The organism is Holdemania sp. 1001095H_141210_F2, assembly GCF_015558105.1.
Taxonomy (GTDB): domain Bacteria; phylum Bacillota_I; class Bacilli_A; order Erysipelotrichales; family Erysipelotrichaceae; genus Holdemania.
Genome location: NZ_JADNPO010000014.1, coordinates 70,095 through 76,542, shown reverse-complemented (window position 1 = coordinate 76,542; position 6,448 = coordinate 70,095). Strand labels below are relative to the sequence as shown.

At 49.9% G+C, this 6,448-nt stretch carries 6 protein-coding genes; 3 read left to right on the top strand and 3 right to left on the bottom strand.

From position 1 onward, the window contains the following. The first annotated feature begins 132 nt into the window (after positions 1-132). On the top strand, positions 133-1,035 hold the full coding sequence (locus I2G61_RS10085) for a sugar phosphate isomerase/epimerase (protein ID WP_195395792.1): 903 nt from the start codon (positions 133-135) through the stop codon (positions 1,033-1,035). 69 nt (positions 1,036-1,104) lie between these two features. Here the strand turns inward: I2G61_RS10085 and I2G61_RS10080 are convergent, their stop codons facing one another. Both I2G61_RS10080 and I2G61_RS10075 read right to left on the bottom strand, forming a co-directional pair. Then, positions 1,105-2,355: a CCA tRNA nucleotidyltransferase gene (locus I2G61_RS10080; RefSeq protein WP_195395791.1), complete on the bottom strand. Its 1,251-nt coding sequence runs from the start codon at positions 2,353-2,355 to the stop codon at positions 1,105-1,107. Continuing rightward, positions 2,352-3,005 carry a transcriptional regulator gene (locus I2G61_RS10075; protein ID WP_072683027.1) on the bottom strand — a complete coding sequence of 218 codons (654 nt, stop codon included), beginning with the start codon at positions 3,003-3,005 and terminating at the stop codon, positions 2,352-2,354. Before I2G61_RS10075 ends, I2G61_RS10080 begins: the two co-directional genes overlap by 4 nt. 195 nt (positions 3,006-3,200) lie before the next feature. Here I2G61_RS10075 and eda point away from each other — a divergent pair, with 195 nt between their 5' ends. Both eda and I2G61_RS10065 read left to right on the top strand, forming a co-directional pair. Then, the gene (eda, locus tag I2G61_RS10070) at positions 3,201-4,163 is read left to right on the top strand and encodes a bifunctional 4-hydroxy-2-oxoglutarate aldolase/2-dehydro-3-deoxy-phosphogluconate aldolase (RefSeq protein ID WP_072683028.1); all 963 of its coding nucleotides are present in this window, start codon (positions 3,201-3,203) and stop codon (positions 4,161-4,163) included. A 21-nt stretch (positions 4,164-4,184) separates the two neighbouring features. Beyond that, entirely contained in the window at positions 4,185-5,207 is a 1,023-nt protein-coding gene (locus I2G61_RS10065; RefSeq protein ID WP_072683029.1) for a sugar kinase, read from the top strand. 602 nt (positions 5,208-5,809) lie between these two features. Here the strand turns inward: I2G61_RS10065 and I2G61_RS10060 are convergent. Further along, positions 5,810-6,445 (bottom strand): hypothetical protein, encoded by a 636-nt coding sequence (locus I2G61_RS10060; protein WP_072683030.1) that lies wholly within the window; start codon positions 6,443-6,445, stop codon positions 5,810-5,812. Positions 6,446-6,448 lie beyond the last annotated feature (3 nt).

Below are 6,448 nucleotides of genomic sequence, written 5' to 3'. Positions count from 1 at the left end.
TCTGCGTCTTTCTTGTTTCGGTTTTTCTCTCACCAACACTATTTTTGAAAGAGCCCTTGTTTCCTGACAAGATTGGCCGTATAATAAAAACAGAAAGGTTCTGCTTACAGAGAGCGGAAACAGGAGGGAAACATGCGGGAATGTTCACTGCACTTTGATTTTGTCAACGCCGAGGGCAAGCTGGATCTCAACAAGGCGGACACGCTCATGGAAATGGCGTTGAAATTAGGCATTCATACGTTCAATACCTATTGGGATCAGGAGGTGTATCCGGAAAAGGATGCCGAAGATCAGGAATTTGCCGATCAGATTCATGCGCTGGCTGTCCAAAAAGGGATGAAGGTGTCGTCTTATCATTTTGTCGGTTCCGTGTTGGATGAGGACGATCCTGAACAGAAACGGGTCCGTCATTATATGCAGAAAAGTCTGGATATTTACAGTGTTTTGGAACCGGGGGTGTTCGTTGTGCATCCGGGGACTTTTTCAGACGGGGGATTTAAGAAAAATAAAATCGTTCATCAAGCTTCGTTAGAAAAATGGGGTGCAGAAGAAACGAACCGGCGGGTTGTGGAAAACCTGCGCTGGTTTGGCCAGCGGGCTGCGGAAAAAGGGATTAGGCTGGCAATCGAGAATATCTATGGCGGGCGTTTTTACAGTCAGATCGACGAATTGATTGCGCTGGTGGAAGAAGTGAATTTGGAGAATGTCGGTTTCTGTCTGGACGTCGGCCACGCGAATGTGGACGGCGTGGATATCCCGGCCACGATCCAGCGCATGGGAAAGAAGCTGTACGAAGTGCATCTGCATGACAACAACGGGAAAAAGGATCAGCATCTGCCGATCGGTTTTGGTACGGTGAACTGGATTGAAGTTATTGAAGCGCTCAATGCGATCAATTATCCAGGCACTGCGACCTTTGAGTTCTTCCGCTGGCCGCTGCCGGATTACGAACAAGGATTAACCCGCGCGGTGGAAATGTGGCGCACGCTGGAGTTCATTCAGGAAAACGGATATTTCACGACCAACTGGAATTAACGGGAGTCAGAAAAAAAGTCGGTTTTCAAAAATCATGAAGAAGACAAAAAAAGCCGGAGCCCAGAGTGTTTACTCGGGGTGTTCCGGCTTTCGTTGTTGATGGACAAAGCTCAGAAGTGCTTCTTTTTGATTCGGAATCTGATCTTCCATCACCGCTTTCAGCGTTTGCGTTAAAAGTGCGGAGATCTGGGGGCGGGGACAGCCGGCGGCGATCAAGTCAGCGCCGTTGACCGCCAGTTGTTTGAGGGTCAGGCAGTCCTGGCCGCGAATTTCTTCACTGGCGGCGATCAGGCGAGCGGCTTGTTGCGGTGTAAGCCGGTTTAAGCCCTGTTGAAGCTGGATCCATTCCACGACCAAATCCGGAAGTTCGCTGATCAGAAGCCGCAAACCAATGCGATCCTGAGGAAGCGGGCGATTTTGATATTGGACAAGTTGGATCAGATTTTTTTTGTTTCGATTGGAAAACCTCAGCTGCCCAGCCCAATGCTGAGCCTGATCAATGCAATAGGTCAACGGCGCTTGCGGCAATTCCAGAAAGAAACAGGCCAGCCGGGGCAGCGTCACCGGCGGACAGAATCGGAATGCGTCGAACGCTTTTTGAATCGCCTGCGGTGATTGCAGGGCGGGAAGCTGAGGAAACAGAACCGTGAGAATTTCATGATTGCCGGCGAAGATTTCCGGCCAGCGAAGTCCGACGACCATCTTTTCCATTTCCCGGGCAATGCGCTCGGCAGACAACACCCGCAGCAGTTCTTTCTGATGAAAGAGCGCGGAACGTGTGTCAGGATGGATTGTAAATCCCAGGGTGGAAGCGAACCGCAGCGCCCTGAGAATCCGCAGCGCATCTTCGTCAAACCGCTGCACCGGATCGCCAATGCAGGCAATGATTTTGTTTTTCAGGTCTTGCTGGCCATCGAAATAATCCCGCAGTCCGAGATCCGGATGCCAGCACAGCGCGTTGATCGTAAAATCCCGCCGCGCGCAGTCTTCCTGTAAAGATCGTGAAAAGTGAACGGATTCGGGATGCCGGTGATCGTGGCAGCCGGCATCAGATCGGTAAGTCGTGACTTCGATCGGAAAATCGTGAATCATGACCGTCACTGTGCCGTGCTTCAATCCCGTCGGAATCACCAGGTATCCCGCATTGCGGAAGCAGGCGATCGTCTGTTCAGGCAAAGCGGAGGTCGTTACGTCGATATCCTGCACCGGCCGTTCCAACAATGCGTCGCGAACGCAGCCACCCACCCACCAGGCTTCATAACCCGCTTCGTTAAGGCACTTCAGGCCGGTCAATCCGGCACTGCGCAGCGTGGGATTCATTCCTTATCTTCCTTGCGGATGGTATCCAGATAGCTGTAAAGTGTAAACTTGGAAATATCGAGGAAGGCGCAGATCTTATCACCGCTCTTTGTGATCAGGAAAGCGCCCTTGTGATCAAGGAATCGAACGATTTCCATCTTTTCTTCCTTATTCATTTCCCTGGCAGGCTTGTCCATGCGCTTGCGGCATTCCTGCAGAAGCAGCTCCAGAATCTGATTGACGTCGTTGGTAAACGGTTCCTCGCCGATCTTTTTTTCTTCCTGCGGAAGCAGGGTAAATGCGTCCAGATTTTTTCGAGCTTCCACCAGCGGCGTGATGTCGGTATTCAGACACAGTGAACCGATATTCTTCCCTTCGCTGTCCTGAAAGAAAATTGAGCTGTTGCGGATGATCCGGCCATCGTCGGTCACCATGACTTTATTATAGCGGTGAGTGTCGGTTTGTTCGCTGGAGAGAACCTCCAGTCCCCAGGCGCCGCCGCCGTCGCCAATCTTTCTTCCGCTGATCTGGCCGTTGCGGATATCAATGATCGTATGCGCATAATCCTTCGTGTTGTCATGCAGCACGATTTCGCATTGCGGTCCGAAATGATGTTCCAGCAGATCCAGAATCTGGGAAAAAAGCAGACGTTGTTCTTCGATCGAATTCACCTGCGAATTCCTCCTTTTTCTCTAATGAATATTGTTTCAGAGGAGTGGATAAATGTCAAGATAGTCCGGATGAAACCTAAAATATTTTTAGCATATTACTAAATATCTAAAAAAAATTTAGAACATCTCTTTACAAACCGGGGAAAGCATGTATACTAGAAGTGTATCAACTCATAAAAAAAAGGAGTGGAAATCATGGATGCAATTTTAGAAAAAATCAGCCGGATCGGCATTGTGCCGGTCATCAAAATCGACCGGATCGAGGATGCTGAACCGCTGGCCAGGGCGTTGTGCGAGGGTGGTCTGCCTGTCGCCGAGGTGACGTTCCGTACTGAACATGCCAGGCAGGCGATGCAGATCATCAATGAAAAGTTCCCGGAAATGATCCTGGGTGCAGGCACCGTTCTGACGACCAAGCAGGTCGACGATGCGATCGAAGCGGGAGCGAAGTTCATCGTTTCGCCGGGACTGAATCCGGAGATCGTCCGTTACTGCCAGTCTAAAAACATCATGATTCTGCCAGGCTGCGCGAATGCCAGCGATATTGAAGCAGCGTTGTCATTTGGCTTAACCACGGTGAAATTCTTCCCGGCTGAGCCGTTAGGCGGCCTGAAAATGATTAAGGCGCTGGCGGCTCCGTATGTGAACGTCAACTTCATGCCGACCGGCGGAATTAAGGAAAATAATATCTGCGAATACCTGGCTTACGACCGGATCGTGGCCTGCGGCGGCACCTGGATGATCGATTCCAAGCTGATTGCCAACGGTGAATTCGATAAGATTAAGGAACTGACGCAGAACGCAGTTAAGACGATGCTGGGTCTGAAGCTGGATCATGTCGGCATCAACGCTACGCCGTCAACCTCTGAAGGGATTGCGAACGAAATGGCAGGTCTGCTTCAGTGCGATGTCCGCGCCACATCCAAGAGCTTCTTTGCGGGCGAGACCGTGGAAGTGATGAATGAAAACGGCCGCGGAACGCATGGGCATATCTGTTATACCGTGAATTCTGTGGATCGCGCTGTCCGTTACTTTGAAGCACGGGGTTATAAATTCGTTGAAGAAACGAAACAGTTCGATGCCAGGGGGCATCTGAAATTTGCTTACTTTGAAGGTGAAATCGGCGGCTTTGCGATTCATCTGAAAAATGCGGCATAAGGAAAGGGGTAAATCTCAATTATGAAAATCATTACATTAGGCGAAATCATGCTTCGTTTGTCCACGCCGGGCAATACTCGTTTTGTTCAATCTGATTCCTTTGACGTCGTTTACGGCGGCGGCGAAGCGAACGTCGCGGTTTCTTTGGCTAATTATGGTCATGACGCGTATTATGTCACCAAGCTGCCGAAGCATGAAATCGGTCAGTCGGCGGTCAACGCACTGCGCCGGTATGGCGTGCATACCGACTACATCGCCCGCGGCGGTAATCGGGTAGGCATCTATTATCTGGAAACCGGAGCTTCAATGCGGGCTTCCAAGGTTATTTATGATCGTGCGGGTTCCTCGATTGCCGAGGCTTCGGTCGATGATTTCGATTTCGATACGATCATGGAGGGGGCCGATTGGTTCCACTGGTCGGGCATCACGCCGGCGATCAGCGCCAACGGCGCGGCTTTGACCAAAGCGGCCTGCATTGCGGCGAAGAAGCACGGCGTTACTGTTTCCTGCGATTTAAACTATCGTAAAAAGCTGTGGACACCAGCCGAAGCGCAGGCGGTCATGAAGGATCTGATGCAGTATGTCGATGTCTGCATCGGCAATGAAGAAGATGCGGAGCTGTGCCTGGGCTTTAAGCCGGAAGGAACGGATGTTTCCAGCGGCAAGCTGGATCTGAACGGCTACAAGACAATCTTTGAGCAGATGCGCGTCCAGTTCGGTTTCAAGACGGTCTGCACAACGCTGCGCGAAAGCTTCTCCGCCACGCATAACGGCTGGTCGGCGTTGATTTATGACGGCGAGGAATTCTATCAGTCCAAGCGGTATGAGATCAATCCGATTGTTGACCGGGTCGGCGGCGGCGATTCGTTCTCCGGCGGTCTGATTCACGGCCTGTTAACCAAGAAGACGCAGGGTGAAGCTCTGGAATTCGCGGTTGCGGCTTCGGCGTTGAAGCACACGATCAACGGCGATTTCAATCTGGTCAGCGCCGAGGAAGTCGAAGCGCTGGCAGGCGGTGACGGCTCTGGACGTGTTCAGCGCTAATTTAGAACAATGAATTATCAATCCTTTGTTCCTCTAGGGAGCAGAGGATTTTTTTGTGTTATTTTATTGAGTTGGAATAAAAGCAGATCAACGCTGAAATTAATTCAAGAAAGGCAAAAAGATTGTTTCATTCGTTATTCGATCGCAGGCTTAACTAACTATTTTAAATATTCACGATAATACATGGGGATTAAGGTAGATCATGTTAATTTGGAAAAAGTGATGAGTCTATGAATTACGATGTACAGCTTCTCAAAATGGGATGTTTCTGACGTGAGAGTGCAGCTGATTTAATACATAGATTCGGATTGCCGACACGCTGCTTTATACAGATAAAAAGCGAGGTTTGATAACTGATATTCGTAAAAATTACTCCGTTGCGGTCAATCTTGAAACAGTCGTGCCGGCCGCAATGTTTTTGAGATCGCCTCCGGGATAGCCGCAGATGCCTCTATTTCTCATCATTCCGCTTTTGTATATGACAAACAAAGGATGGAAATTCGCAAATAAATTGAAAATGAGCTGAAGAATATCATGACGACACAGGGATATACGCTTTCTGATCGCAGTAAAAAGGTTCAAAGTTTGGATTCATTTATAGATCAGTCTTTCATAAAAATAAGATCTAACAGATGGAAACGCTCGATATCCAAAGAACCCAGCGCCTGATAACAGCTGTTGCAATAGGCGACCACTCGTTTGTCAGGATAGTAACCAGCCTGAGCTTGCAAAAGCTTTTGCTGCTTGGCAAAATCCAGAATTTTAACCTGAGCCTGCAGCGCTTTGAAGTAAGTCGGGGCGCTTTGCAGATTTCGCTCGCTGATCGGATTCATCAAAAGGGTGCCGCAGGTGGGCGGCGCTGTCTCACCCATTTCATGCACGGTATAATTCATTCTCGCCAGCAAGCTGCGAACCTGACGGCGCAGAGGGACATCTGCCCGGGCGCAGTCCTGCAGCGTGATGACCTGTCCGTGCACATCAGGCCAGAGAAACTCACAATCCTGCTCCAACAAGTCATAAAGTGTTATGACTGAACAAGAAGGAAATCGTTCTTTAAGAATCGCTGTGCAGCTGAGACAAACCGTGATCAGGGTATCGCCGGACTGAAACTTCAATCCCTCACTCCGGCAGCAGCCCGTCGTTTCAGCGTTCCAGCGACATTGAAGATAATCCCTTATTTCAGCGGCAGTTTGCGGATGGGCAGCCTGAAACTGACAGCTGGGAAATGCAGTAAACATCAA

Excerpts from the sequence above, each read along its gene's own strand:
- I2G61_RS10085 (WP_195395792.1), top strand. The coding sequence starts at position 133 with ATGCGGGAATGTTCACTGCACTTTGATTTTGTCAACGCCGAGGGCAAG.
- I2G61_RS10065 (WP_072683029.1), top strand. The coding sequence starts at position 4,185 with ATGAAAATCATTACATTAGGCGAAATCATGCTTCGTTTGTCCACGCCG.
- I2G61_RS10080 (WP_195395791.1), bottom strand. The coding sequence starts at position 2,355 with ATGAATCCCACGCTGCGCAGTGCCGGATTGACCGGCCTGAAGTGCCTT.
- I2G61_RS10060 (WP_072683030.1), bottom strand. The coding sequence starts at position 6,445 with ATGTTTACTGCATTTCCCAGCTGTCAGTTTCAGGCTGCCCATCCGCAA.
- eda (WP_072683028.1), top strand. The coding sequence starts at position 3,201 with ATGGATGCAATTTTAGAAAAAATCAGCCGGATCGGCATTGTGCCGGTC.